The organism is Candidatus Pelagibacter sp. uisw_091, from assembly GCF_059512525.1.
Window position 1 is genome coordinate 502,317 of record NZ_CM183455.1, and the last position, 25,117, is coordinate 527,433.

Annotated in this window: 24 protein-coding genes and 3 tRNA genes; 16 read left to right on the forward strand and 11 right to left on the reverse strand. The window is 28.6% G+C overall.

Annotated elements, in window-relative coordinates; translation table 11 throughout:
• Nucleotides 1-3 precede the first annotated feature (3 nt).
• Nucleotides 4-210, forward strand: a complete 207-nt coding sequence (locus AC5YGA_RS02700; protein WP_415309205.1) for a DUF2061 domain-containing protein — start codon at nucleotides 4-6, stop codon at nucleotides 208-210.
• Here AC5YGA_RS02700 and AC5YGA_RS02705 read toward each other — a convergent pair.
• From AC5YGA_RS02705 to ispF, 3 genes are read right to left on the reverse strand one after another with little or no spacing between them, the layout of a single operon-like run.
• Entirely contained in the window at nucleotides 207-677 is a 471-nt protein-coding gene (locus AC5YGA_RS02705) for a CinA family protein (protein ID WP_415309206.1), read from the reverse strand. The genes AC5YGA_RS02700 and AC5YGA_RS02705 overlap by 4 nt on opposite strands.
• Nucleotides 677-1,180, reverse strand: a complete 504-nt coding sequence (locus tag AC5YGA_RS02710) for a phosphatidylglycerophosphatase A family protein (RefSeq protein ID WP_415309207.1) — start codon at nucleotides 1,178-1,180, stop codon at nucleotides 677-679. Before AC5YGA_RS02710 ends, AC5YGA_RS02705 begins: the two co-directional genes overlap by 1 nt.
• A complete protein-coding gene (ispF, locus tag AC5YGA_RS02715) occupies nucleotides 1,173-2,288 on the reverse strand; it encodes a 2-C-methyl-D-erythritol 2,4-cyclodiphosphate synthase (RefSeq protein WP_415309208.1) in 1,116 nt (371 codons plus the stop codon). Before ispF ends, AC5YGA_RS02710 begins: the two co-directional genes overlap by 8 nt.
• Nucleotides 2,289-2,321: 33 nt before the next feature.
• Between ispF and AC5YGA_RS02720 the strand changes: the two genes are divergently transcribed.
• The 10 genes from AC5YGA_RS02720 (at nucleotide 2,322) to AC5YGA_RS02765 (ending at nucleotide 13,362) form a co-directional block, all read left to right on the forward strand.
• Nucleotides 2,322-4,103 (forward strand): sensor histidine kinase, encoded by a 1,782-nt coding sequence (locus AC5YGA_RS02720; RefSeq protein ID WP_415309209.1) that lies wholly within the window; start codon nucleotides 2,322-2,324, stop codon nucleotides 4,101-4,103.
• Complete coding sequence (locus AC5YGA_RS02725) at nucleotides 4,103-5,458, forward strand: sigma-54-dependent transcriptional regulator (protein WP_415309210.1); 1,356 nt, start codon at nucleotides 4,103-4,105, stop codon at nucleotides 5,456-5,458. Before AC5YGA_RS02720 ends, AC5YGA_RS02725 begins: the two co-directional genes overlap by 1 nt.
• Entirely contained in the window at nucleotides 5,459-6,850 is a 1,392-nt protein-coding gene (gene trkA / locus AC5YGA_RS02730) for a Trk system potassium transporter TrkA (protein ID WP_415309211.1), read from the forward strand.
• A 4-nt stretch (nucleotides 6,851-6,854) separates the two neighbouring features.
• Entirely contained in the window at nucleotides 6,855-8,264 is a 1,410-nt protein-coding gene (locus AC5YGA_RS02735; RefSeq protein WP_415309212.1) for a TrkH family potassium uptake protein, read from the forward strand.
• A gap of 34 nt (nucleotides 8,265-8,298) precedes the next feature.
• Nucleotides 8,299-8,375: transfer RNA gene (locus tag AC5YGA_RS02740), tRNA-Arg, on the forward strand.
• Nucleotides 8,376-8,548: 173 nt separating this feature from the next.
• Complete coding sequence (locus tag AC5YGA_RS02745; RefSeq protein ID WP_415309213.1) at nucleotides 8,549-9,589, forward strand: amino acid ABC transporter substrate-binding protein; 1,041 nt, start codon at nucleotides 8,549-8,551, stop codon at nucleotides 9,587-9,589.
• 65 nt (nucleotides 9,590-9,654) lie between these two features.
• Nucleotides 9,655-10,800 carry an amino acid ABC transporter permease gene (locus tag AC5YGA_RS02750; protein ID WP_415309214.1) on the forward strand — a complete coding sequence of 382 codons (1,146 nt, stop codon included), beginning with the start codon at nucleotides 9,655-9,657 and terminating at the stop codon, nucleotides 10,798-10,800.
• Nucleotides 10,800-12,080: an amino acid ABC transporter permease gene (locus AC5YGA_RS02755; RefSeq protein WP_415309215.1), complete on the forward strand. Its 1,281-nt coding sequence runs from the start codon at nucleotides 10,800-10,802 to the stop codon at nucleotides 12,078-12,080. Before AC5YGA_RS02750 ends, AC5YGA_RS02755 begins: the two co-directional genes overlap by 1 nt.
• Nucleotides 12,081-12,083: 3 nt before the next feature.
• Nucleotides 12,084-12,818: an amino acid ABC transporter ATP-binding protein gene (locus AC5YGA_RS02760; RefSeq protein WP_415309216.1), complete on the forward strand. Its 735-nt coding sequence runs from the start codon at nucleotides 12,084-12,086 to the stop codon at nucleotides 12,816-12,818.
• A 172-nt stretch (nucleotides 12,819-12,990) separates the two neighbouring features.
• A complete protein-coding gene (locus AC5YGA_RS02765; RefSeq protein WP_415309217.1) occupies nucleotides 12,991-13,362 on the forward strand; it encodes a helix-turn-helix domain-containing protein in 372 nt (123 codons plus the stop codon).
• Nucleotides 13,363-13,493: 131 nt separating this feature from the next.
• Here the strand turns inward: AC5YGA_RS02765 and AC5YGA_RS02770 are convergent.
• Both AC5YGA_RS02770 and AC5YGA_RS02775 read right to left on the reverse strand, forming a co-directional pair.
• A tRNA-Asn gene (locus AC5YGA_RS02770) sits at nucleotides 13,494-13,569 on the reverse strand.
• A 50-nt stretch (nucleotides 13,570-13,619) separates the two neighbouring features.
• Nucleotides 13,620-13,693, reverse strand: a tRNA-Cys gene (locus AC5YGA_RS02775).
• A gap of 129 nt (nucleotides 13,694-13,822) precedes the next feature.
• Here AC5YGA_RS02775 and AC5YGA_RS02780 point away from each other — a divergent pair.
• Genes AC5YGA_RS02780 through AC5YGA_RS02790 form a run of 3 tightly spaced genes read left to right on the forward strand, consistent with a single transcriptional unit; the run spans nucleotide 13,823 to nucleotide 19,373 of the window.
• Nucleotides 13,823-16,450 carry a valine--tRNA ligase gene (locus AC5YGA_RS02780; RefSeq protein WP_415309218.1) on the forward strand — a complete coding sequence of 876 codons (2,628 nt, stop codon included), beginning with the start codon at nucleotides 13,823-13,825 and terminating at the stop codon, nucleotides 16,448-16,450.
• A complete protein-coding gene (gene ilvD / locus AC5YGA_RS02785) occupies nucleotides 16,450-18,168 on the forward strand; it encodes a dihydroxy-acid dehydratase (RefSeq protein WP_415309219.1) in 1,719 nt (572 codons plus the stop codon). Before AC5YGA_RS02780 ends, ilvD begins: the two co-directional genes overlap by 1 nt.
• On the forward strand, nucleotides 18,168-19,373 hold the full coding sequence (locus AC5YGA_RS02790; RefSeq protein ID WP_415309220.1) for a sugar phosphate nucleotidyltransferase: 1,206 nt from the start codon (nucleotides 18,168-18,170) through the stop codon (nucleotides 19,371-19,373). Before ilvD ends, AC5YGA_RS02790 begins: the two co-directional genes overlap by 1 nt.
• A gap of 3 nt (nucleotides 19,374-19,376) precedes the next feature.
• Here the strand turns inward: AC5YGA_RS02790 and AC5YGA_RS02795 are convergent, their stop codons facing one another.
• The 6 genes from AC5YGA_RS02795 to AC5YGA_RS02820 form a co-directional block, all read right to left on the reverse strand.
• Complete coding sequence (locus AC5YGA_RS02795; protein WP_415309221.1) at nucleotides 19,377-19,895, reverse strand: hypothetical protein; 519 nt, start codon at nucleotides 19,893-19,895, stop codon at nucleotides 19,377-19,379.
• Between the two features lie 12 nt (nucleotides 19,896-19,907).
• Nucleotides 19,908-20,045 (reverse strand): hypothetical protein, encoded by a 138-nt coding sequence (locus AC5YGA_RS02800; RefSeq protein ID WP_271525571.1) that lies wholly within the window; start codon nucleotides 20,043-20,045, stop codon nucleotides 19,908-19,910.
• Nucleotides 20,046-20,277: 232 nt separating this feature from the next.
• On the reverse strand, nucleotides 20,278-21,237 hold the full coding sequence (locus AC5YGA_RS02805) for a hypothetical protein (protein ID WP_415309222.1): 960 nt from the start codon (nucleotides 21,235-21,237) through the stop codon (nucleotides 20,278-20,280).
• Nucleotides 21,238-21,486: 249 nt separating this feature from the next.
• Complete coding sequence (locus tag AC5YGA_RS02810; protein WP_415309223.1) at nucleotides 21,487-22,128, reverse strand: aquaporin; 642 nt, start codon at nucleotides 22,126-22,128, stop codon at nucleotides 21,487-21,489.
• 13 nt (nucleotides 22,129-22,141) lie between these two features.
• Nucleotides 22,142-22,363 carry a DUF6552 family protein gene (locus AC5YGA_RS02815; protein WP_168606304.1) on the reverse strand — a complete coding sequence of 74 codons (222 nt, stop codon included), beginning with the start codon at nucleotides 22,361-22,363 and terminating at the stop codon, nucleotides 22,142-22,144.
• A gap of 82 nt (nucleotides 22,364-22,445) precedes the next feature.
• Nucleotides 22,446-23,456 (reverse strand): zinc ABC transporter substrate-binding protein, encoded by a 1,011-nt coding sequence (locus tag AC5YGA_RS02820; protein ID WP_415309224.1) that lies wholly within the window; start codon nucleotides 23,454-23,456, stop codon nucleotides 22,446-22,448.
• A gap of 88 nt (nucleotides 23,457-23,544) precedes the next feature.
• Between AC5YGA_RS02820 and AC5YGA_RS02825 the strand changes: the two genes are divergently transcribed.
• Both AC5YGA_RS02825 and AC5YGA_RS02830 read left to right on the forward strand, forming a co-directional pair.
• Nucleotides 23,545-24,300, forward strand: coding sequence for an ATP-binding cassette domain-containing protein (locus AC5YGA_RS02825; protein ID WP_415309225.1), 756 nt, complete (start codon nucleotides 23,545-23,547; stop codon nucleotides 24,298-24,300).
• Nucleotides 24,301-24,302: 2 nt separating this feature from the next.
• A complete protein-coding gene (locus tag AC5YGA_RS02830; protein WP_415309226.1) occupies nucleotides 24,303-25,106 on the forward strand; it encodes a metal ABC transporter permease in 804 nt (267 codons plus the stop codon).
• Nucleotides 25,107-25,117: the final 11 nt, after the last annotated feature.

Sequence of the window (25,117 nt, forward strand, 5' to 3'; positions counted from 1 at the left end):
ATTATGTCCGCAGACTTACAAAAAAGAACAATTGCAAAAACGTTAACGTGGCGTATTACTGCTAGCTTAACAACTTTTATTATTGCATGGATTTTAACTGGTGACTTTTTAATAGGTGTTTCTATAGGTAGTATCGAAGCTTTAACTAAAATTTTTTTATATTATTTTCATGAAAGAATTTGGAATAATATAAGTTGGGCTAAAAGTTAGACAATATTATCGATTATATTAAGTGCGGTGCTAACTGTAACTTTTTGTATAGATATTCTATTTTTATTTTTGAATAGATTTTTTTTAGTTATTATTTTATTTCCCTTTTTGACACTAATATAAACTAAACCTACTGGCTTTAATTTCGTACCACCGTTAGGTCCAGCAATACCAGTTATTGATACAGATATGTTTGCTTTACTAATTTTGCTTAAATTTTTAACCATAGATAAACAACATTCTTCGCTAACTGCACCATATTTTTTTATTACGTTATAAGGAACCTTAAGAATATTAACTTTTGCTTTATTAGAATAAGTAACAAAACCTAAATTAAAAACTTTAGAGGAGCCATTAATTGATGTTATTGAGCTTGATAAAAGACCCCCAGTACAAGATTCTGCGAATGACACTTTAAGTCTCTTCTTAATTAATTTTTTCACAATTTTATTTGCCAAATTTTTCATTATAAAACATAACTTTTGATGATCACAAAACACACAAGAGTTAACACTACATAAAATCCTGCAAAGATATCATCCATAATTACACCAAAGCTATTTTTAAAATTTTTATCAAAAAAACTTACAGGAAATGGTTTCATGATATCAAAATATCTAAAAAGAATAAAAAATAAAGCATAGTATATGATTGCCTCACTAGAATTTTTTGTTGTACCATGAGAAATTTCATAAAGATATATAGGAATTGATTGACCCAGCAACTCATCAATAATGATTTCACCAGGATCTTTATTTTCATTATTTTGTATATGGTTCGAGATAGCATAAAATGAATAAATAAATATTATTATCAAACCTATTAAAATTATATTTGGTGAAACATTTAATGAATGGAATAAATAATAAAGAATAATTGTAGTCGCTAAAGACCCAAAAGTTCCAGGCATAAACTTAATTTTACCCAGACCAAGCATTGTAACAAATAGTGAATTGAAAGTTTTAATCATTTTTAATCACCGAAACTATTACTTCACATGCTATAGCTTTTTCTTTGCCTATTAAACCTAGTTTTTCAGTTGTCTTACCTTTAATATTAATTTGTGAAGGTAAAATTTTACAAATTTTAGCAATACAATTTGTAATTTGTTTTTTATATTTTTGAATTTTGGGTTTTTGAGTAATGATATTAATATCAAGATTATTAATTAAATAGCTGTTAATTTCTATTTGCTTAATAATCTTACTTAAAAGAATTGTTGACCTAATATTTTTAAATTTTTTGTCCTTATCTGAAAATTTTTCACCGATATCACCCATAGAACAAGCGCCAAGAATAGCATCTATTAAGGCATGTAAAACAGGATCTCCATCTGAGTGACCCAATGTGCCAAAAGGTGAGGGCACTCTGATACCACCTAAATAAAGTTTTTTATTAGGTACTAATCTATGAACATCAAAGCCTAATCCGTACTTAATTAAACCACTTACTTTGATATCTGAATTTATTGTAATTTTGTTATTATTTAATTCACCTTTAATAATCTTTATTTTTTTTCCAGCTCTTACAAATAAACTTGCATCATCAGTGATGTCAACATCTCTGTGTTTTTGAAGTGCATATAATTTTTTATAATTAAATGCTTGAGGTGTTTGAATTAAATAAACATTTTCTCTTTTTAAATTAATAATTTTGTTTGAAGATCTATGCTTAATTGAGTCTGTACTTTGAATAGCAGGGATTACACAGTCCTCTAATTTAAGACTATTAACCAATTTATCTAAAAGTTTTATAGAAAAATTAGGTCTAGCAGCATCATGAATTATAACATTTTTAATATTATCTTTTTTAATACTTTTTAAAGCCTTATATGCTGATTCTGCCCTAGTAACACCTCCAGTGATAATTTCTATATCTACGATTTTGAGTTTTTTAATGAGAGATTTATGATTTTTATTAATAACTAAAACAATTTTACTAAATTTTTTATATTTTTTTGCTTTATCTATAGAGTGTAGTAGTAAATATTTACCTTTATATACGTGGTAAGGCTTTGGAGTTATAGAATTAAATCTTTTACTTTCTCCTCCAGCAAGTATTATAAAACAATTATTCATGATAAAAATATTTACTAATCTGTTTATCTCATAATGATAGATTTTATCAAAAAAAATTTGTTTATTGGATTAATATTTTTAACAACCTTAAGTTTAGGTTTTGTAACATTTTTAACTTTTATAGATAAAAGCTTTCTTAAATTAACAGACCAAAACCTACAAGTACTTTTAATAGGAAATATAGCACTATTATTAGTACTGTTTTACATGATCTTTAAGGAGGTAAGTGCATCTTTAAAGATTGATGTTGATATTAGCGGATCAAGAGCAAACAGAAAATATATAACTTTTTTTGCTTTATTTACATTAATACCATCAGTATTAATTTCTTTGTTCTCATTGTTTTTATTATCATTTGCACTTGATAAATATTTTGACAAAAAAATTACAACTGCAGTTAATAATTCTTATGAAATTGCAAAAAGTTATACTGAAGAAATTAAAAACAAAACCCAATCAGAAATTATATTAATTGCATATGATTTGAATAAAAGTGTTAATTTTTTGAATACAAACATAAATCAATTCAAAAGTTTTTTGAATACTCAAAAGTTGATTAGAAATATGGATGAAGTTCATATTATTGATGGTAATGGAAATCTTTACTTAAGCACATTGGAAGATATAAATGTTTACAAACCACCTTTACTCGAAGCTTTAGAGATGGTTTCAAATGATAAGAGACCATTAAAGATAATTAATGCTTTTGAAAACCAATCAGCATCAATTATTAAACTTGAAAACTTTGATGGTAAATATTTGTATATAGTAAAATATTTAGAAAAAAAAATTTCACAATATTTAATAGAGTCGCAAGAGGCAGTTAATTTTTATTATACAGTTTTAAATAAACAAACTGGAATAAAAGTTTCATTTGTATTTATTTATCTTGTGATAGTTTCTCTACTTTTATTTTTATCAATTTCAATCGCCATAAGGTTTTCTTCAAGATTTTTTAGATCAATTAATAATTTGATTATAGCATCATATAGCATTGGTAAGGGTAATCTGAATATTAAAGTTCCAATAATTAAAGCAGATAAAGACATGGAGACTTTAAATAGAAACTTTAATTTAATGATAGATCAATTAAAATCGCAACAAGAGAAACTAATAATTAATGAAAGACATGAGGCCTGGGAGAGTTTAGCTAGAAAATTAGCTCATGAAATTAAAAACCCTCTTACACCAATTCAATTAACTATAGATAAATTAAAGAATAAGTATTCAAAGAAAATAGAAAATCATGAAAAAGATGATTTTGCTAAAAGTTTAAAGATTATTGGAAAGCAAATTAAACAAATTGAAAATTTAGTTAATGAATTTTCTGACTTTGCTAGAATGCCAAAACCAATACTTAAGGATAATGACTTAGTTCCTTTGATCAAAGATAATATTAATTTAATAAAAGAATTAGATAAGAATATAGAAATTAACTTTAAAACTAATAAGTCAAATATAATTCTAAATTCTGACAGTGAGCAATTAAGTAGAGTTTTTTTTAATATGATTAAAAATTCCATTGAAAGTATTCAAGATAAAAAATTAAATAATGGTAACTTTAAAGGCAAAATAGACATTATGCTTAATGAAAAAATATCAAATATTAATTTTTTAATTATTGATAATGGTTTAGGTTTTGGTGTATTTAACAATAATATTAAAGATATTTTGAACCCATACGTTACAACAAAAGATAAAGGTACTGGATTAGGTTTGGCTATTGTTAATAAAACAATAAATGATCATAATGGTAAAATAGATTTTATCGAAATTGAAAATGGAGCAGAAATAAAAGTTACATTTATAAAATAATGAGTACAGAAATATTAATTATTGATGATAACGCTGACATAAGAAACATTATTAATGATTTGATTATTGAATCTGGTTACAGAACAAGATTAGCGGCTAATTACAATCAAGCATTAAATGAAATTGATAAAAAACTTCCTGATGTAGCTATTATAGATGTAAAATTAGATAAAGGAGATAACGATGGATTAGAACTTCTTTCACATATTAAAAAAAAAGATAAAGATATTCCAGTAATCATAATAACAGGCCATGCCAATGTTGAAATGGCTATCAAAGCTCTTAAAGCTGGAGCTTTTGAGTTTATTGAAAAACCATTTAATCAAGAAAGATTAATTAATTTTGTTAATCGTGCTGTTGAAAATTTAAATTTGAAAAATAAAAATAAAGAATTTGAAGATAAACTTTTTTATTCTTATGAACTAATTGGAAATAGTGAAAATATAAAAAATATTAAAGATCAAATTAATAAAATCTCAATATCTGAAAGTAGGATTTTCATTAATGGTCCGACTGGATCTGGTAAAGAATTAATAGCGAGAAAAATACACAAGGAATCTAAAAGAAAAAATGGACCCTTTATAATTTTAAATGGTGCTTTATTAGATGTAGAAAAATATGAATTAGAACTCTTTGGAGAAGAAAAAAGTAATGGATCAATTTTATATGGTGCTTTAGAAAAATCTACAGGAGGCATTCTTTTAATTGATGAAATATCAGAAATTCCATTGGAAACTCAATCTAAAATTTTACGAGTTTTAATTGATCAAAAATTCAAACGAATTAATGGCAACCATGATATAAATGTTAATGTCAGAATTATATGTTCATCAAGTAAAGATATTAAAAAAGAAATAGAAAATGGAAATTTTAGAGAAGATCTATATCATAGACTTAATGTATTTGAGATTAATATAGACTCACTTAAAGAAAGAGTATCTGATATATCACTATTAGTTGAATACTTTTCAGAAAAAATTTCAAAAAATTATAATTTAAAAAAAATGAATATAGATACTAACAATAATTATTTACTTAACTATGATTGGCCTGGAAATGTTAGGGAGTTAAGAAATTTAATTGAAAGAATTGCAATACTCTCTCCAGATACACCGGATAAGATTTCGAATATAATTAAAGAATCTCTTAAAAACCCAGATATCAAAAATACTCCATCAGAAAACTCATTATCTATACCATTAAAAGAGGCTAGAGAAAATTTTGAAAAGGAGTATTTAACTACTCAATTAAAAATATTTAATGGCAATATATCAAAAACTGCCGATTTTATTGGTATGGAACGATCAGCCTTGCATAGAAAATTAAAAGGTTTAGGGATCAAGGAATTAAATTAAATGAATATAATTATTTGTGGTGCAGGTAGAGTTGGTTTTACTATTTCTAAAATTTTAAGTGAACAGGGCCACTCTATAACTGTAATTGACCAATCTAGTGAAGATATTCAAAAAATAGATGACACGTTAGATGTGAAGTCTATTGTTGGTAAAGCTACATATCCATCAATTTTAGAAAAAGCAAATGCTAGTGATGCCGATATGATTATTGCAGTAACTCGCAATGATGAAATTAATATGCTTATATGTCAAATTGCATTTTCAATTTTTAATGTTCAAAAAAAAATAGCAAGAATAAGATCACAAGACTATCTAAATCCAAAATTTACAAAAGTTTATAATAAAGAAAATTTACCAATTGATGTTATTATTTCACCTGAAATTGAAATAGCTAAATCTTTACAAAGAAAATTAGAAGCCCCTGGAGCACTAGATAATGTTCCATTTGCAGACAATAAAATTAGATTACTTGAAATTTTAATTAATGAAAAATGTTCTTTAAAAGATATTAAATTAAACGAGCTTACTAAAAAATTCCCTAAATTGGATGCCAATATAATGGGTGTTATTAGAGATGGGAAATTTGTTGTATTAAAAAAAACAGACATAATGCTTAAGGACGATAAAGCTTATGTTGCAATTAATGCATCTCAAATGAAAGATACTCTTAATGCTTTTGGACATAATGAAAAAATTTCTAATAAAATTTTGATAATTGGTGGCGGAAATATTGGTTTTAATTTAGCTAAAAATTTGGAAGAAAGTTTTGATTCCGCAAGAGTAAAAATTATTGAAAAAAATAAAGAAAGAGCAGAACTTATTGCGAGCGAACTTAATAATACGATTGTAATTAATGGTGATGCCTTAGATGAGGAAGTACTGATGGAAGCAAACATTGATGAAACTCAAACGGTACTTGCACTTACTAACGATGATGAGGATAACTTAATGATAAGTGTATTAGTTGAAAAATTTGCAAAAGATAACGCTGAATCCATTGACAAGCGAACAATGGCACTAATAAATAAACCAAACTATTCTTTACTTCAGTCCTCTTTAAAAATCGATGATTTTATTGACCCTAGAATGAATACTGTATCTAGTATACTAAAACATATCCACAAGGGGACAATAGAAAATGCTTATAGTATTCTTAACGGTGAATACGAAATTATCGAAGCAGAAATTATCGAAACCTCTGAGTTAATCAACAAAGAATTAAAAAATTCAAATTTACCAGATGAGATACGCGTTGGAGCAATTTTAAGAAAAGAAAAGGTAATTATTCCAAGATCTAATTTTATATTTAAAAAAGAGGATATTGTTGTTTTATTAGCAAAAAAAGATTTTTTACACATTGTAGAGAACATGTTTCGTATAAGCTCAGTATAATCGAATGAATTATATTAAGTTAATTTATTTGAGTATCTTTTGCGGTATAATTTCAATTCTATCATTTTTCAATATTGTTTATTCATATTATCTAAATCTATATCTTAATTTAAATACCTATATTTACACATTTTTAGTATCAATTTTTTTATCGTTAATATTTTATATATCAAAAAGTAATGATGAAAAAAAAACTACAATCTATGAAAAAATACTTACAATATTAATTGGTTATTTTTTATTACCATTAATAATTGCAATACCTTTTTATTTTAGTATCTATAATTTAACTTTTATTAATTCATACTTTGAGGCAATTTCTGGTTTTACATCAACAGGTTTTACAATTTTTAATAATATCAATCATATTGATCAAAGTTTAATTCTATGGAGGTCAGCATCACAGTGGATTGGAGGGCTTTATTTTTTATTTTCTATTATTCTCTTGATAGACATCTTTGATAATAGTTTTAAAAAATCTTTAACTAATTTTATTTCTTTTAGTAAATTAGAAACATTAAAACAATCATTAAAGATTTTTTTCTTATATTCATCTTTAACATTAGGAATTTTTATAATTTTAAACATTTTCGAAATAAGAATGTTTAATTCATTAAATTTAGCAATGTCAATTATTTCATCAGGTGGTTTTTTACCATCAAATAATTTATCAAGCATTCTTACTGAAAACTCTCAAATTATAATAATGTCTTTGTTAATGCTAATATCTTTTTTCAGTATTTTTTTAACATATAATTTATTTTTTACAAAAAATCATAATTTGAACTTTTTTAATGAAGATATTCATTTATTATTCTATTTTTTAATTTTATTACTTATTTTTTTTACTTTTCTTAATTTTGATAATAATTTTAGTGAATTACTCCTTTCATTAAGTAGCAGCGTTTCTAATATTGGTTTTTCTCTTGATAACAACTCAACTAATTTATCTTTTATTTTTTTATTATTAGTTATGATTGGTGGATCATTTTTCTCTACAAGTTCTGGTGTTAGATTTTTAAAAATTTATTCTTTATTTAAATATTCAATTAACGAAATACTTTCATATAGCAGACCAAAAAATATCTATATAAATAAACATTTATTTTCTAAAGAATTTTTTCAATTAAATGAAATTTATAAATATTTTTTATCTATAATAATTTTTATAGTATCTTTATTATTTTTAACTTTTCTTTTAACTTTAAGTGGTATTGATTTTGAAAGTTCATTTAAACTCTCAATTTTAACGTTAATGAATACAGTTAATTCTTCGATGTATGGACTTAGTGATTTTAGTTTCTATGATTTACAAATTTTTACTAAATATTATCTAATTTTCTTTATGATTATTGGTAGACTTGAGCTTTTGACCTTGTTAATTATTTGTAAAAAATTTCTTTTTAAAAATTAAATTCATACTATAAATATGTTAAATATTATTATATGCACTCTTAGCTCAGCTGGATAGAGCATCTGTTTTCTAAACCGAGGGTCGGTGGTTCGAGTCCACCAGAGTGCACCAACACTAGATGTAACCATTTTATTTAAAGTTACACAATATGTAGATAGAACTGTTCTAATCTACTTATTTTTTCTTTTACCAATTTTATATACTGATAAACAGGAAACTTAATTCAATTATATTTGAATTATTTGTTAACAAATAAATAAATAAATAAAACAGAGGAATAAAATATGTTTAAATACGTAAAACAATTAACTTCTCTAGTAGCTATGGTTGCAATTCTGTTTGCTTTTACAACAGAAACAATGGCCGCTAAGAAGTCTAAAACTCTTAAAAACACTCAGAAAAAAGGTTTTGTAAGATGTGGTGTATCTCAAGGTTTACCAGGATTTTCAAATGCTGATGCAGCTGGAAATTGGACTGGTGTTGACGTTGATGTATGTAGAGCAGTTGCTGCTGCAGTATTAGGTGATGCGAACAAAGTTAAGTTCACTCCACTAAGTGCTAAAGAAAGATTTACAGCTCTAACTTCTGGTGAGATTGATATCTTATCAAGAAACACAACTTGGACACTTTCTAGAGATGCTGACATTGGTTTAACATTCGTTGGAGTTAACTTCTACGATGGCCAAGGTTTCATGGTAAGAAAAGACTCAGGAATTACTTCTACGAGCCAATTCAAAAATGGAATTTCAGCATGTACTAACATTGGAACTACAACTGAACTAAATATGAGAGACTTCTTTAATTCAAAAGGAATCTCTTATGAGCCAGTTGCTTTCGAAAAAGCTGATGAAGTTGTTGCAGCTTATGACTCAGGCAGATGTGATACTTACACAACTGATAAATCTGGTCTAGCAGCACAAAGAACAAAAATGACTAACCCTGATGATCATATAGTGTTACCAGAGACTATTTCTAAAGAGCCTCTAGGACCAGTAGTACGTCAAGGTGATGCAGTTTGGGAAGACATCGTAAGATGGTCACTAAACGTAATGATCGAAGCTGAAGAATACGGTATTAACTCTGCAAACGCTGACATGATGAAAACATCTGATAACCCACAAATTAAAAGACTTGTTGGTTCTGAAGGTGAATTAGGTGCAGCATTTGGTTTAGATAACGATTGGAGCTTAAGAATTATCAAACAAGTTGGTAATTATGGAGAAAGCTACAAAAGAAATATCGCTGATACTGGTATTTTACCTGATAGAGGTCCAAATCAAATTTGGACTAAAGGTGGATTACTATACGTACCACCAGCTAGATAATTATTATCTAACAAAACATAAAAAGGGCTAGATTTATCTAGCCCTTTTTTTATAATACTCATCAAATGAAATTAAAAAAATTCTTACCTCAATTATTAACATTATTATTTATAGTTTTAATATTTGGTTTTTTTACCATGAATGCCCAAGAGAACATGGACACTAGAGGTATTGAATTTGGTTTTGGTTTTTTATCTCAAGAAGCTTCATTTGATATACAATTTTCTTTAATTGATTATGATGGCTCAGACACCTATGCGAGAGCATACCTTGTTGGATTGTTAAATACTCTTTTGGTTGCTTTCATTGGAATTATATTAGCTACATTGTTAGGTCTTGTTGTTGGTGTTGCAAGACTGTCACCAAATTATCTGATTAGAAAAACTGCTTCTTTTTACATAGAATTTTTTAGAAATATTCCATTGTTATTACAGATTTTCTTTTGGTATTTTGCTGCACTTAGAGCACTGCCAATGCCTCAAGATGCTGCATTGATACTAGGGTCATCTTTTATGACTATAAAAGGTTTTTTTACACCAGCTCCGATTTGGACAAATTTTGATGTTTTTTTTACAACTTTAATTGTTGCAATTATTTTAGTTTTCTTTTTTGTTAAATTTGCAAAAAAAAAACAAGAACAAGAAGGTAAACAGTTACCAGTATTAATTATCTCATTAGCTATTTTTATAGGTCTACCACTTTTAACTTTTATAGTAGGTGGTGTTGATTTATCCTTTAGTTTCCCGGAGCTAAGAAAAATGTCTCAATCTTCTTACACATTTGATGGAGGTATGGGTATTCCGCCAGAGCTAATTGCATTAACTTTAGCCTTAACTCTTTATACAGCAACATTTATTGCTGAAAATGTTAGGGCCGGCATTCAAGGTATTGGTAAAGGGCAAAAAGAAGCTGCTGCATCAATAGGTTTAACGCCAAGTCAAGTTTTGAAATTAGTAATTATGCCTCAAGCTTTAAGAATAATTATACCACCAACTACTAACCAATACTTAAATTTAACTAAAAACTCTTCTTTAGCCGCTGCTATAGCATACCCAGATTTAGTTTTGGTTTTTGCAGGTACTGCAATGATGCAAACAGGAAAAGCTATTGAAATTGTTGGTATTACAATGGCTACATATTTAACCATCAGCATTGCAATTTCATTATTAATGAATTGGTACAACCAAAGAATAGCGATAAAGGAAAAATAATGAGTTCAAATAATTTTGATTTGTTAAAATTTAAACACCAAAAAAATAGAAATATTTCTTTGATAGTTGGAACTTTACTTTTCTTCTTAGGCATTTTTGATTTTTGTTTAAATAATTTCTTAGGCACAAATATTACTTCTTTTTTACCCAGGTTTATTAACTTCTTTACCCCTTTAATCTTTGGAGTAATTGGCCTTCACTTAATTAGAATTGAATTTTCAGGAATTAAAATTCTAGATAGTCTTAACAAAAACATTAATCCAAGTAATTTTAATGCTGTTTTAAGTTTGTGTATCATTTTTCTTGTAATATTTTCACTTCCTCCATTATTAAATTGGTTCATTTTTGATGCTAATATTTCTGGTGACACTAAAGAAGCATGCACAGGTGGTGGTGCTTGTTGGGTTTATATTAAAGTTTGGTTTAACAGATTTATATATGGAATGTATCCTAATGCGGAACAATGGAGAATTAACGTAACTTTTATTGCTGTATTAGGTTTTATGGCAGCTGGATTTTTTACACCCGCTAAATTTAGAAATTATCTTTCTCTTTACTATACACTTATATTGCCAATAATTTCTTTTATCTTGATATACTATTTGATTTCAGGAGGTTCTTTTGGACTTGAATGGGTTGAAACAGGTGCGTGGGGTGGTTTATCTTTAACTTTTATTGTTGCTTTTTTCTCTTTAATTTTTTGTTTTCCAATAGGTATGATGTTGGCTCTTGGTAGAAGATCTGATTTACCAATTGTTAAATACTCATCTCTTTCGTTTATAGAATTTTGGAGAGGCGTTCCTTTAATTACAGTTCTATTTATGTCGGCAGTAATGTTTCCAATGTTTTTACCAGATGGCACATATGTTGATAAACTAATTAGAGTAGTTGTTGCAATCACTTTATTTGAAGCAGCTTATACTGCAGAGGTTATAAGAGGAGGACTTCAAGCGCTTCCTAGAGGTCAATACGATGCTGCGAAGTCACTTGGTATGGGTTATTGGAAACTTCATATTTTTGTTATTCTTCCACAAGCTTTAAAATTAGTAATTCCAGGGATTGCCAATACATTCTTAGCACTTGTAAAAGATACACCATTAATTTTTGTAGTAGGTCTTTTAGAAGTAGTTGGTATGTTAAATTTAGCTAAAACAAATCCAAAATGGCTAGGATTTTCAATGGAAGGATATGTATTTGCTGGAATAATATTCTGGATTATTTGTTATAGTATGAGTAAATATAGTCAGAAATTAGAATTAAAATATAAAACAGATAGATAAATTATGTCAGATTCAATTATTCAAATTCAAAATGTAAACAAGTGGTTCGGTGACTTTCAAGTATTAAAAGAAATAAACCTTGAAGTTAAGCCTAAAGAAAAAATAGTTGTTTGTGGACCATCTGGATCTGGAAAATCTACGTTAATTAGATGTATTAATAGACTAGAAGAACATCAAGAGGGATCAATTATTGTTGATGGTACTGAAATTTCAGAAGACACAAAAAACATAGAACAAGTTAGAGCTGAAGTTGGAATGGTATTTCAACAATTTAATTTATTTCCACATTTATCTATTTTAGATAATTGTACATTAGCACCAATCTGGGTAAAAAAAATGCCAAAAAAAGATGCTGAAGCTTTAGCTTTAAAACACTTAGAAAGAGTGCAGATTTTAGATCAAGCTCAAAAATTTCCAGGACAACTTTCAGGGGGACAACAACAAAGGGTAGCAATTGCTAGAGCTCTTTGTATGGAACCCAAAATAATGTTGTTTGATGAACCAACGTCAGCTTTAGATCCAGAAATGATTAAAGAAGTACTTGATGTAATGGTTGGTTTAGCTAAAGAAGGAATGACTATGATAGTGGTTACACACGAAATGGGTTTTGCAAAGGAAGTTGCCGATAGTATGATATTTATGGACGAAGGCAAGATTGTAGAAAAAGCGGATACTTTAGAGTTTTTTGCTAACCCAAAAAGTGAGCGTACTAAGCTATTTTTAAGTCAAATTTTATAAGACCAATTTTACAATTACTACAATATAAATATTTGTTATTTACCCTGTTAATACCTTGACATGATTTTTTATTTTGAGCCATTTTCTTTGAAATAAAAAAATTTTTCTATTGCGATAACTAAAAAAAATTAGTTGAATAGGTTTTTTAAAACAAACTTTAAGAGGGGTCTTAATGGAAGATAATTTTAATAAGCATTTGGGTAATAAATTAAAGCTAAGAAGATTAGCTTTAGGTCTCACACAAACTAAAGTAGCAAAAGCAATTAATGTTACATTTCAACAAATTCAAAAATATGAAAAAGGAACTAATGGTGTAAGCTCAATAAGACTTCTTCAATTAGCAAATTATTTAAAAGTTCCAGTAAATTATTTTTTTGAAGATTTTTCCGAATACTTGATTAATCCTGAGAGAACTCAAGAAAATCATATGAACGTCAACTATAATTTTTTAGTTAAAATTTATTCAGAACTTAATAATGATCAGAAACTTAAGTTTAGTAAATCTTTACAAGCTTCTAATATAGGAATTTCCAAAGTAAGCTAATATACATTAAATTCTCAGGAGCAATTTAGTTTTAATTTTTTTTTAACTATTGTTAATACTAAAATTAATTAATATTTAAGCTGAGGTAAAAATTACGAAACCTTGAGCAAAAATTATAAAATCAATGTTTATGGCTCCTCGGGCAGGACTCGAACCTGCGACCAATTGATTAACAGTCAACTGCTCTACCAACTGAGCTACCGAGGAATATTAAAAAAACAACATACTTTTTTTTAAAACTAAAACAAGATTTTTTTTGGAGGCAACGCCCAGAATCGAACTGGGATACAAGGATTTGCAATCCTCTGCGTAACCATTCCGCCACGTTGCCCTCTCATCTCAATTTAAAACAAATAGAGAGCCTTTTATATATTAAATATATTAAATTAGTATACCAAATAAGCTTTTAAAAATGATTATTGTTAATTCATATTATTAAATTATAAACTTAATATCATCTATGAGTAACGATAAATATATACATACAGACGTTGAAGATAAGATCTATGCTTATTGGGAAAAAAATAATTTATTTAAACCCACTAAGAATAAGAAACAATTTTCGGTAGTCATACCTCCACCCAATGTAACAGGCAGTCTTCATATGGGACATGCTTTAAATAATTCAATTCAAGATCTTTTGGTTAGATACCACCGAATGAATAATTATGAAACTTTATGGCAACCAGGAACAGATCATGCGGGCATTGCTACACAGGCTTTAGTAGAGAAAAAGTTAATTGTTGAAGGTATTGATAAAAATGAAATTGGAAGAGAAAAGTTTATAGAAAAAGTTTGGGTATGGAAAGAAGAGCATGGTGACATTATTTTAAATCAGCTAAAAAAACTGGGTTGTTCTTGTGATTGGTCGAGAAATGCTTTTACGATGGATGAAAACCTTTCAAAATCAGTTTTAAAAGTTTTTGTAGAACTTCACAAAAAAGGTTTAATTTATAAAGATAAAAAATTAGTTAATTGGGATACTGTTTTAAAAACAGCAATATCTGATTTAGAAGTAGATCAAAGAGAGGTTAATTCTAAAATTTATTATATTCAATATCCTATTGAAGATTCTGGTGATTTTATAACTATAGCTACAACTAGACCTGAAACTATGTTGGGTGACACGGCAATAGCTGTAAATTCAAAAGATAATCGATTTAAACATTTGGTTGGTAAATTTGTAACAGTTCCAATTGTTGGAAGAAAAATTGAGATAATCAAGGACGATTATGCTGACCCAGAACTGGGAACTGGTGCTTTAAAAATAACGCCTGCCCATGATTTTAATGATTATGATGTGGGACAAAGAAATAATTTAGAAATTATAAATATCTTTACTGAAGGTGGTAAAGTAAATGATAATGCTCCTAAGGAATATATTGGACTTGATAGATTTGAAGCTAGAAAAAGAATTTTAAAAGAACTTAAAGAAAAGGAGTTTTTTGTTAAGGAGGAGAATATAAAGAATAAAGTTCCCTATGGAGATAGGTCTAATTCAATAATTGAACCTTTTTTAACAGAACAATGGTTTGTAGATGCAAAAAAATTATCAGTTAAAGCAAAAGAAATAGTTAACTTAAAAAAAACTAATTTTTTCCCTGCTAATTGGTCAAAAACTTATTTTCAATGGATGAACAATATTGAACCATGGTGTATCTCAAGACAACTTTGGTGGGGACACCAAATACCAGCATGGTATGGTCCAGATAAAAAGATCTTTGTTGCAACAAATGAAGATGAGGCAAAAGCTGAAGCTAAAAAATTTTACAATAAAGAGGTAGATTTAATTCGTGATCCAGATGTGTTGGATACTTGGTTTTCATCAGGTTTATGGCCTTTTGCTACATTAGGGTGGCCTGATAATAAAGAATATGTTGATAAATTTTATCCAACATCAGTACTTGTAACTGGATTTGATATTATATTTTTTTGGGTAGCACGTATGATTATGTTTGGAATGGAGTTTTTAGACAAAGAACCTTTTAAAGATATTTATGTTCACGCACTTGTTAAAGATGAGAAAGGACAAAAAATGTCTAAATCAAAAGGAAATGTAATTAATCCTTTAGATTTGATTGAAAAATATAGTGCAGATGCTTTAAGATTTACTTTACTTTCAATGGCATCACCTGGAACTGATGTAAAACTTTCTGAAGATAGAGTTAAAGGTTATAGAAATTTTTTAAATAAATTATGGAATGCAAACAATTTTTTAATTACTAATAATTGTGACTTTTCTAAAATTGAAGGAAAACCAAATCTATCAATTAATATTAACAAATGGATTTATTCTGAACTTATAGAAACTAAGAATAAAATTGAAAAAAACCTAAAAGATTACAGATTTGATGAAGCTGCAAAAAATGCTTATCAATTTACTTGGCACTCTTATTGTGATTGGTATTTAGAGCTATCAAAAACAATACTATTTTCAGAAGATGAAAAAGCAAAAGATGAAGTTAGACAGGTATCAGCTTATGTATTTAAGCAAATATTGATACTATTACACCCGTTTATTCCATTTGTTACAGAAGAAATTTGGTTAAATAATAAATTTGATAAGTCAGGTAAAGATTTCTTAATGTTAGCTAATTGGCCTTCAGGGGAACCTAAAAAGGATATATCTACTAACCAAGTTGAAAAAATTATTAGTATAGTTTCTGAATTAAGATCATTTAAAAATGAATTAAATGTAGGCCCTGGCTCATTTATAGATATTTCGGTAGAGAGTGTTAGTAAAAAAGAACAATCTTTTTTTAGTGAAAATGAAGTTATTCTAAAAAAACTTGGTCGTATCAAAAACTTACATAATAAAGATTTAGATAAACCAGCTGCTACTTTAGTAGTTTCTGGAGATCTATTTAAAGTATATTTTGATGAAGATGTTGATTTAGAATTGATTAAGGAAAATTTAACTACAAGACAAAATAAATACCAAGAGGAAATGGACAAGATATCACATAGATTAGCAAATAAAGACTTTGTTGATAGAGCGCCAAAAGATATTGTTGATCAGGAAAAAAATAATTATAATAATTTAAAAAATGATGTTGAGAGAATATCAATAACTATAAAGGGTATATAATGGCAAAATTTAACAAAAAAAAATTACCAAGCAGACATACTTCATTAGGTGCTGATAGAGCTCCACACAGATCTTTTTATTATGCGATGGGTGAAACAGAAAAAGATGTAGCAAAACCATTTGTTGGTGTTGTTTCAACTTGGAATGAAGCTGCTCCCTGTAATATTGCCTTAATGAGACAGGCTCAATCTGTTAAAAAAGGTGTTAGAGCTTCAGGTGGAACCCCTAGAGAATTTTGCACAATAACTGTGACCGATGGTATTGCGATGGGTCATGAAGGAATGAAGTCATCTTTAATTTCTCGTGAAGTAATCGCTGACTCAACTGAACTTACTGTACGTGGTCATTGTTATGATGCACTAGTTGGTATTGCTGGTTGTGATAAATCTCTACCTGCCTTAATGATGGCAATGGTTAGATTAAATGTACCAAGTGTATTTATTTATGGTGGCTCAATACTTCCAGGTCAATACAAGGGTAAAGATGTAACTGTTGTTGATGTTTTTGAAGCGGTTGGAAAACACTCAGCTGGAAAAATGTCTGCTAAAGAATTAAGAAAATTAGAACTTGTTGCATGTCCAAGTGCTGGTGCATGTGGAGGACAATTTACTGCAAATACTATGGCCTGCGTTTCTGAAGCTATTGGTTTAGCTTTACCTTATTCAGCTGGAACACCTGCTCCATACGAAGAACGTGATAAGTATGCATTATTAAGTGGAAAGACTGTAATGAACTTATTAGAAAAAAATATTCGTCCAAGAGATATTGTTACAAAAAAATCTTTAGAAAATGCTGCAACAATTGTTGCTGCTACAGGTGGATCGACAAATGCCGCGTTACACTTACCAGCTATAGCTAATGAAATTGGAATTAAGTTTGATTTAATGGATGTAGCAAAAATCTTTAAAAAAACTCCTTATCTTGCTGATCTAAAACCAGGTGGAAAATATGTTGCAAAAGATATGTGGTTAGCCGGTGGAGTTCCGATGTTATTAAAAACTCTTTTTGATGGTGGTTTTATTCATGGTGATTGCATGACGGTTACTGGAAAAACGATGAAACAAAATTTAAAAAATATTAAATTTAATCCTAAGCAAAAAGTTTTAAGAGCTTATGACAATCCTTTATCACCAGATGGTGGTGTTGTTGGTCTTAAAGGTAATTTAGCTCCTGATGGTGGAATTGTTAAAATTGCTGGTTTAAAGAAATTACAATTTACTGGAAAAGCTAGATGTTTTGATAATGAAGAAGCTGCAATGGCTTGTGTACAAAAGAAAAAATATAAAGAAGGCGATGTAATTATTATTCGTTATGAGGGACCAGTTGGAGGTCCTGGTATGAGAGAAATGCTATCAACAACAGGTGCTATTTATGGACAAGGTATGGGTGAGAAGGTTGCTCTAATTACTGATGGAAGGTTCTCTGGTGCTACTAGAGGTTTTTGTGTGGGTCATGTTGGCCCTGAGGCGGCCTTAGGAGGTCCTTTAGCTCTTTTACGTAATGGTGATGTAATTGATATAGATGCCAAAAAAGGAACCATTAACGTTAGATTAACTAAATCACAATTAGCCACAAGACGAAAACAGTGGAAAGTAAAAAAATCAAGCTTTGGATCTGGTACTATTTGGAAATATGCTCAAACAGTAGGTCCTGCTTATTTAGGTGCACCAACACATCCTGGTAAAAGAAAAGAAGTAAAAGTTTACGCTGATATTTAATGAAAATTAGACCCGTTATATTATGTGGCGGAGCAGGAACTAGACTTTGGCCAAATTCTAAAAATCATCAAGCAAAACAATTTATTGATTTTGGTAATTGGACTTTGTTAGGAAAAACTCTTGAAAGGGTTAAATCTTCAACTTTTGATGCACCGATCATAAGTACAAATCTTAAATATTTAAAAGAGGTAAAAAAACATCTCAAAAAACATAAGATAAGTAAATATAAAATTGTTTTAGAACCTGCAAAAAGAAATACAGCCCCAGCAATTCTTGCATCAGCATTAATTAAAGACATTCCAAACGAACAACCCTTAATGTTTTTTGCAGCAGATCATTTAATTGAAAAAGCTAGTATTTTTAACAAAGCCATTAATAAAAATAAAACTAATTTAACAGATCAAAATATATTCATCTTTGGGATTAAACCAACATCTCCATCAAGTGAATATGGTTATTTTTTAACAAAAAAAGTTAAAGGGAATATTAATAAAGTTACAAAATTTATTGAAAAACCTAAAGAAGCTAAAGCCAAACAAGTCATTAAACAAAAAGGTTATTGGAACTCTGGAATGTTTTTTTTGAGAAAAGACTCAATAATAAATAACTTTAAAAAGTACCAACCATCAATATATAAAAATTGTATTAATGCTGTTTCAAAAGCGAGACTTAAAGATAACACTTATTACTTAAATAAAGCATCCTTTGAAAAGGCTACAGCAAAGTCTTTTGATTATGCAATTTTAGAAAAAACTAAACAAATCAACGCTATTAAATTAGACATTCCTTGGTCAGATCTTGGCAGTTGGAAAGAGATTTTAAAGATGTATGATAAAAATAAGAATAAATATTATAAGAAAAAAAATGTTTATTACCGACCTTGGGGTAGATACGTTAATTTGTTTGAAGGCAAAGGTTTTTTAATTAAAGAACTATTTGTAAAACCAAAAGGTATATTAAGTTTACAAAAACATCATCATAGATCAGAACATTGGTTTGTAACTCAAGGATCTCCCAAAATTACACTTAACAAAGATAGCTTTTCAAAAAAACAAAACGATCATATATTCATTCCATTAGAAGCAATTCATAGAATTGAAAATCCTGGTAATAAACCTGTTAAAATCATTGAAGCTCAAGTAGGCTCAATTTTAAAAGAGAGTGATATTGTTAGGTATCAAGACGTATACGGCAGAGTAAAATAGATTTTAAGATTTTTCAGAAATTTTTAATGGCAGATCTGATGTTACGTCAAATCTTTCTTTTTTTGTTATATCTTCAACCTGTTTAGCTTTTTTTTCTAAACACCATTTTTCATAAATTTTACAAAATGTGAATATTCCATTGTATCTATCAATCATTTTTACATTATCCAATTCGTCTTTTATCAAAAATTTAATATCATATAATTCCTTAATATTAACTTCTGTTAGAATTTCTCTTGTGTCAGGGTTATAATATCCAGAACCATCTTCACATGGTGTTTCTAAAACCTCATCTATATATTTTTGAAAAATTTTTCCTCTGACAAAATTTTCTTCAAAGTCTTGAGAGTTAATAGTTTCATAAATTAATCTTCTTAAAGGAGGTTTATTCATCTCAAACCACATTATAAGTAATTCGTAATAAATTAATTCATACAACCTTATATGTATGGGTTTGCCCTTAACTATTCTTGACCAATTAAGATATCTTCTTATATCTATATTTCTTTCAATACTTTTCATGACAAGTATTTTTTATTTACCTCCTTTAATTGTAGTGTAACCACATCTTTTGCACTCAAGTGTTGTAACTCTATCTGTTGGTCCAAAACCAAACTCAATATTTAACGTTTTGTAGTCATGTATGCCCATAAAACAGAGTATTTTTATCATTTTCAAAAACATAATTTTGACACTTTAAATTGTTAAATTTATTTTTTGATGGTCAGCAGATAGCTGAAATAACTGCGGAGATTTGAGAAATAACTATACCGCAGAATTAGATAAAGTTCTACAAGTGTTCAGCTATTTTAAACTTATTTAATTAAGTAGAGATCTTTTTAAACTTTTTTTAAAAACAAATATGGCCGTATTAAATAATAATACGACCACATAATAAATTTAATTAAAACCAGTTGTTTGGAATAATGATGTAGTGAATTGCTAATACAATTGCTACTGATACCGTTAATCCTACAGTCATTTTAAGGAAGTCTTTACCAATCAAAGGAAAGACATATTTAAACTTATAGTCCTTATTCATTGTAGATATTGCAAGCTCTCTACCACACAACAAACCAACAAATACCCAAGTTGTTGACATTGGTAAATCATTAAGTTCTTTAAAGTAGTAAAGAACAGCAGCATAAATCACATTAATTATTGTTGCTGATCGTGCGTATCTAGTTCCAGTTTTATCTAAAACAACTTTTTGAATTGTTCCTCCGTTTATGTAGAAGATATAAAAAAGAAGAGCTGTAAAGTATGCAAGAACAATTAATAATAAATTTACATCTATTTGTCTTGGAAGATATACGGCTATATTAGCTACGTCGTGAGATAACCAAACCCACCATAACCAAGCAGAAGTTACCCATACAGAGTTTCTCCAAAAACCTATCCATTTATCTTCAACTTCATCAAATTTCTCATTGATAAATTTAGATACTACTATCCAACAAATGTATGCTGCAACAGCTGCTAAGCCATATCCTACAACACTCTTCATAAGCATTTTTTCAAGAACTACAGTTGATGCAAATGCTGACAGCACTAAAAAGGTAGTTGAAACAGGTATACCTATTCTTGTTAATACTAAAAGTATTCCAGGAGCCACAGCATGATACCACTGTATTTCTTGGAAAGGAATTCTTGTTAATCTTCCGTAAGATATATCACCAGCATTACTGTACCAGCCCCATGTGATAGCAAGTATCATTACAAATGAAGCAGCGCTTGCAAGCGTATACCATTTAAACCATTTTTGTTTTGACGCTATAAATGTTCCAAGCGTTTGAATTGAATCATTTGCTATAACGCTATATCCCGCTAAAGCAAAACCGATGATCGTATATATTGTTGTCATTTCCATCTTATTTTTCCTATTTTTTATTTATCTTTATTGTTTTCCATTTCGAATGATTCTTATTCTTGAGGTCGATTTAATAGAGAAGAGAAATTTTATCTATAAGTAAATTTATTAATATCTTTTGTGGAGAGTTGATTCATCCACAATTATATTATTTAAAGTTGAAGTCTATACAGAGAATTCAACTAAATATTTTTAAGGAGGGTTGATTCACTCTTAATACATTATTGAAAAATTATATCTACTTTAAAGTAATTTTTTTATTAAGAATACGGCAATCAATGCACCAATTAATTCTGCAATTATATAGGTTGGTGTATTAAGATAATTAATACCAGTAAATGATTCTGTAAAAGTCCTTGCTATTGCTACAGCTGGGTTTGCAAAAGACGTTGAAGAAGTAAACCAATAACCAGCAGTAATATAAGTTGCAACACATGCTGCAATTGTTGTTTTACCATCTTTTAAAGTTGCAAAAATAATAAATATCAGACCAAAAGTAGCTACAATTTCTGCTAGAAATATATGAAAGCCATCTCTATTTTTTGTAGATAATTCAATTATATTATGTTCAAAAAATACATTAGCCAACATTACACCTAATAAGCATCCCAATATTTGAGCTGGAATGTATGTGATTAAAAGTTTTCCTTTAATTTTTTTGGTTAAATACATTGCTAAACTTACAAAAGGATTAAAGTGAGCACCTGAAATTTCTGCAAAAGCCGTTATCAAGACAAATAACCCAGCTCCAGTTGCAAGTGTATTTGCAGTAAGTCGTAAAGCATTATCATTTGTAAGATTTTCAGCCATTATTCCAGAGCCAACAATAATCATCACTAAAAAACAACTACCTATAAATTCACCAATAAAAATTCTATTTTTCATAATCTAATAATGATTAAATTATAATTTTATAAATGCCAATTAAGAATAGCGGTATCTGCAAACCAAAGTTTGTTAATATAGCCTTATCTTTTGATATAAAACCAGCTATCGTCCAACCAATTACTCCAAGACCATGGAAGTAGATGTTAATAGGGTAGATATTTAAATTAGTTAGTAATATTCCAGTTAATACTAAAGCAGTACTGATCCATTTAAGGTATTTTTTAATAAACATAGTCTCCTCTATATGTAAGTTTTATGAGGATTTTATTACAATATAGAAGAGACTGAAATCTTTATTTAATTACTAAATAATATTAGCAATTAAATGAAGCCGACATATTTCTGATTAAATCAAAATATAAATCTTTTCCTGGTTTTAGATTGGCACCTAGTGGATCCAGGACACCAGTTTTTACATTTGTATCTTTGGCAATAGATTTGATTATATCAGGATTAAATTGAGGCTCTGACAATATGCAACTCACATTATCATGTTCAATGACTTCATGAATTTCATGAATTTGTTCTGCACCAGGCATAACATCAGGATTAACAGTCATTGCTCCAAGTATATTTACATCAAATCTATTTTCATAATATTGATATGCATCATGAAATACTACGTAACTAAGGTCTGTATTAGTTTCAGTAATTACATCAATTATTAGCTTATCAATTTCAGATATAGCTTTAGCTAAATTAGATTTATAAGTAGCTGCATTTTTTGAATCATTTTCAATTAAATGTTCAGTTATCTCATTTAATATCACTTTTGCATTAATTGGATCTAACCAAATGTGTGGATCATATTCACCATGCCCATGATCATCATGATCATCGTGCTCTTCTTTCTTAGCATCATGTCCGTGATCATCGTGCTCTTCTTTCTTAGCATCATGTCCGTGATCATCGTGCTCTTCTTTCTTAGCATCATCTCCGTGATCATCGTGACCTTCATGTTCCTCAAAAATATTTCTTTCTCTGAATTTTAATTTTTTAATGCCTTTAATTTCTAGTAATTCAATCTTTTCAGCTTTCTTAGCAATTGTAGCTAACGGTTTTTCTAAAAAATTTTCTAAGTCTTCTCCAATCCAAAATATAATATCTGCCTGTTCTAACATTTTAGCGTGAGAGGGTTTTAACTGGAAACTATGAGGTGAATTATAACCATCAACTATTAATCCTGGCGAACCTACACCATCCATTATATAACTAGCCAAAGAGTGGATAGGCTTAATAGACGTTACGACTTTTAAGTCTGCTTTTGCTAATGTTGAAAATGCTAATAGTCCAATTAACGTTGATATTAAATGTATTTTTTTCATAGTTTTAATTTGCTTTAAGTTAATGTTATAATATAACAAAGCGTAATAATATAACATATTTGATTAGTCAAGCCATTTTTAAAATAAAATGAATTTAGATAAAAAAGAAATATTAATAAAATTAAAAAACGTTGGAATTTTTCAAGATAATAAATGGTTGGTCCATGATGTATCTTTAGAAATTGAAAGAGGTAAAATTTTAACATTGATTGGACCAAACGGCTCTGGAAAAACCACTACAGCAAAAATTGCATTAGGAATTCACAAAAACATTAAAGGTAAAGTTACAAAAAATACAAATAAGATTGGTTATGTTCCCCAAAAAATATCAATCGATTGGACGTTGCCAATTAGAGTAATTGATTTTATGAGTTTAACTCAAACGCTTCAATTTGATGAAGTTGTAAGTGCTTTAAAATTAACAGAAGTAGAACATCTTAAACATAATGATTTAAGAAGTCTCTCTGGTGGAGAATTTCAAAGAGTTTTAATGGCTAGAGCAATAGCAAAAAAACCTGATTTACTTGTTTTAGATGAACCCGTTCAAGGTGTAGATTTTACAGGAGAAATTGCCCTTTATGAATTGATTAAAAAAATCTCTGATGAACTTAATTGTGGAATATTATTAATTTCTCACGATCTAAATGTGGTTATGTCTAAAACTGATTATGTTGTTTGTTTAAACGGGCATGTTTGTTGTTCTGGAACTCCTTTGAATGTTGCAAATAATAAAAACTATAAAGAATTATTTGGTGACCAAGCTTCAACACTATTATCTGTATACGAGCATAAGCATGATCATACCCATTCTACTGATGGTAGTATTAAAGAAAAGAAACATTGATAATGCTAGATGATTTTTTTATAAGAGCTCTAATTGCTGGCATAGGCATTGCTTTAGTTGCTGGTCCTCTTGGATGTTTTGTTATTTGGAGAAGACTATCTTTTTTTGGTGATACTTTATCTCATTCTGCATTACTTGGCGTAACTCTAGCCTTATCTTTTGATATTAATATTGCTTTATCAGTTTTTTTTATTTCTTCAGCTGTAGCACTAGTTTTGTTAAAGCTACAAAAAACTACCAACTTGCCAGGTGATGCCTTATTAGGATTACTAGCTCACTCATCTTTAGCTGTAGGTTTAGTGGTGATTAGCTTTTTATCATTTATTCGTTTTGATATAATGGGACTACTGTTTGGTGATATTCTTGCTGTAGCTCCAAATGACATATTTATTATTTGGATTGGTGGAGTATTAATATTATTAGTTTTAAAGATTATTTGGAAACCACTTTTTGCTTCAACAGTTAATTATGAATTAGCTGAAGCTGAGGGAATGAACCCAGCGAGAGTAAATGCAATTTTTACCATTCTAATGGCTGCTATAATTGCAATTTCTATTAAAATGGTTGGACTATTGTTAATTACAGGAATGTTAATTATTCCTGCAGCTATGGCACGTAATCTTTCTAATAATCCAGTTCAAATGGTTGTTTATTCTGTAATAGGTGGATTGCTATCAGTAATAGTGGGTTTATTTGCTTCATTAGAGTTAAACTCGCCGTCAGGACCATCTATAATCACAGCTGCATTAGTTTTGTTTATCTTGTCATTAACAAAAATAAATAAATTCACTCGATTGAAAAACTAGCGTGTAATTGC